The organism is Mesorhizobium kowhaii (assembly GCF_042431665.1).
GTDB classification, from domain to species: domain Bacteria; phylum Pseudomonadota; class Alphaproteobacteria; order Rhizobiales; family Rhizobiaceae; genus Mesorhizobium; species Mesorhizobium kowhaii.
The window spans coordinates 1-1,715 of record NZ_JBHLYT010000149.1 but is presented as its reverse complement, the minus strand read 5'-3'; the positions used below and the strand labels follow the sequence as shown (position 1 = coordinate 1,715).

The following is a 1,715-nucleotide window of genomic DNA, read 5'->3' as shown; positions in this document are numbered from 1 at the left end:
ATGTCGCGAAGTCCGTCCGCGTCCCAACGCCCGCGACCCAGAATGGCTTGTTGCCGCCACGGGCCGGGATCACCGGCCGCCTCAGCGCGCATCCAACCTGTCTTACGCCGCTCGTCACCCAGCAAGCCGTCCAGGAAAAGGCTCGCAGATGCTGCAACTCGCTCCTGCGTAAACAGTCCGCGCATACGCGCTTTCACGTCACGCAGCGATGATGCCCAAAGCTCAAGCGTAGTTTCGATTGATGCACCTGTCATCCATGACCTCCGAATCATGGAGACCCATAGATTCAGACCATAGATAAATATGCAACTGTAATGCTAGGGCGTGAACCCATAAATCGGGACGACCGGCCTAGGTGGAAGGTGGACGTTCGGGATTGACGAGTTGGCAGACTGCATGATTGATTGCAGTATCATTATTTTTGACCCGGTCGCCGGGTTTCCCATGCCAAACAGACCAGATTTCGACGGACTCATGAGGGCTGTTTGCACAGGCTACGGCTATTGCGGCAGCTTGCAAGACGATGGTTTGTTCATGTTACCGATTTCTTTCCCGAACGAGGAAGGGTGACGGCAGAACAATTCGTCGACTGGCTTTTCATGGCGGAAGGCGATCAAAGGCCCATGGGCTCTCCATCGGCAATGCTGATGCGCGAAAAAATTCGGAACTGCTTCATCGGTTACATGGGCTCAGACTATGTCAATGCTCGGAAGCTGAGCGATCTCAGAAACAACTGGCGAGGTGGCGCGCCCAGGCCTCGTCCGAAACGTCGCTGAAAGTTCTGTTTGGGGGTCTGTAGGCGAATAGCTGCTTTCATGTTGCAGCAAATTCTGATTCAGGCTCAGCATGAGCCGATATGACCTGACCGACTTCGAATGGCGCGTGATCGAGGCGCTTCTCCCCAACAAACCAAGAGGAGTGCCGCGCGTAGACGACCGCAGAGTGCTGAATGGTATCTTCTGGGTGCTGCGATCTGGTGCGCCTTGGCGCGATCTGCCGGAGCGATACGGCCCGCGCACCACTTGGGACCGCCTCATGGATGTCATAGCCAAAGACCATGACGGCACGGTGCAGATGATCGACACCTCCATTGTTCGCGTCCATCAGCAGGGCGCGACGGCAAAAAGGGGGATCGAGATCATTGTCTCGGTCGTTCCCGAGGCGGGCTGACAACCAAGATTCATGCTCTTGTCGACGCCCAAGGCAGGCCGATCAAGCTGACGCTCACGGCAGGCCAGATGAGTGACATCGCCTCCGCAGCGGACTTGATCGAGGAATTGCCAGAGGGTGCCATGCTACTCGCCGACAAGGGCTATGATGCCAACGCCTTGCGGAACGCTGTCACCGAGCGAAAGGCATGGGCCAACATCCCGCCCAAGGCCAACCGCAAGGAACCGATCTGCTTCAGCCCATTCCTCTATAAGGCGCGCAACCTTGTCGAACGGTTCTTCAACAAGGCCAAGCAGTTCCGGCGCATCGCAACTCGCTACGACAAGCTAGTACCTCTGCACAGAGGTTATGACTCTTTGGAAGTCGGCTTGGGATAGGCTTTGGCCATCTTAAGGCGTGCGTTTTCGGTAGAGAACATCCAGTTGATGCGAGCGCCACTGATGTTTCGCAGGTGCTCCCAGGCAGCGGTCTCCGCGACGAGGCGATCATAGCTATTGATGCGACGATCGAGGCACTGGCCGCGCAGGACGCCGATTTCGATCTCG

The 1,715-nt window shown here is 56.9% G+C and carries 2 protein-coding genes and 2 pseudogenes; 2 read left to right on the top strand and 2 right to left on the bottom strand.

What is annotated here, in order from left to right; translation table 11 throughout:
* Positions 1-272, bottom strand: a pseudogene (locus tag ACFFNA_RS36445) (IS701 family transposase); the annotation flags it as partial.
* Between the two features lie 231 nt (positions 273-503).
* Here ACFFNA_RS36445 and ACFFNA_RS36440 point away from each other — a divergent pair.
* Both ACFFNA_RS36440 and ACFFNA_RS36435 read left to right on the top strand, forming a co-directional pair.
* Positions 504-776 (top strand): hypothetical protein, encoded by a 273-nt coding sequence (locus ACFFNA_RS36440; RefSeq protein WP_378924829.1) that lies wholly within the window; start codon positions 504-506, stop codon positions 774-776.
* 70 nt (positions 777-846) lie between these two features.
* Positions 847-1,547 (top strand): IS5 family transposase gene (locus tag ACFFNA_RS36435; RefSeq protein ID WP_378924827.1). Its coding sequence is split into 2 segments (ribosomal slippage): positions 847-1,120 and positions 1,120-1,547, totalling 702 coding nucleotides; the frame shifts between segments, so codons are not numbered across the junction.
* On the opposite strand, the pseudogene ACFFNA_RS36430 reads toward ACFFNA_RS36435, so the two are convergent.
* A pseudogene (locus tag ACFFNA_RS36430) lies at positions 1,517-1,715 on the bottom strand (IS630 family transposase); the annotation flags it as partial. The gene ACFFNA_RS36435 and the pseudogene ACFFNA_RS36430 overlap by 31 nt on opposite strands.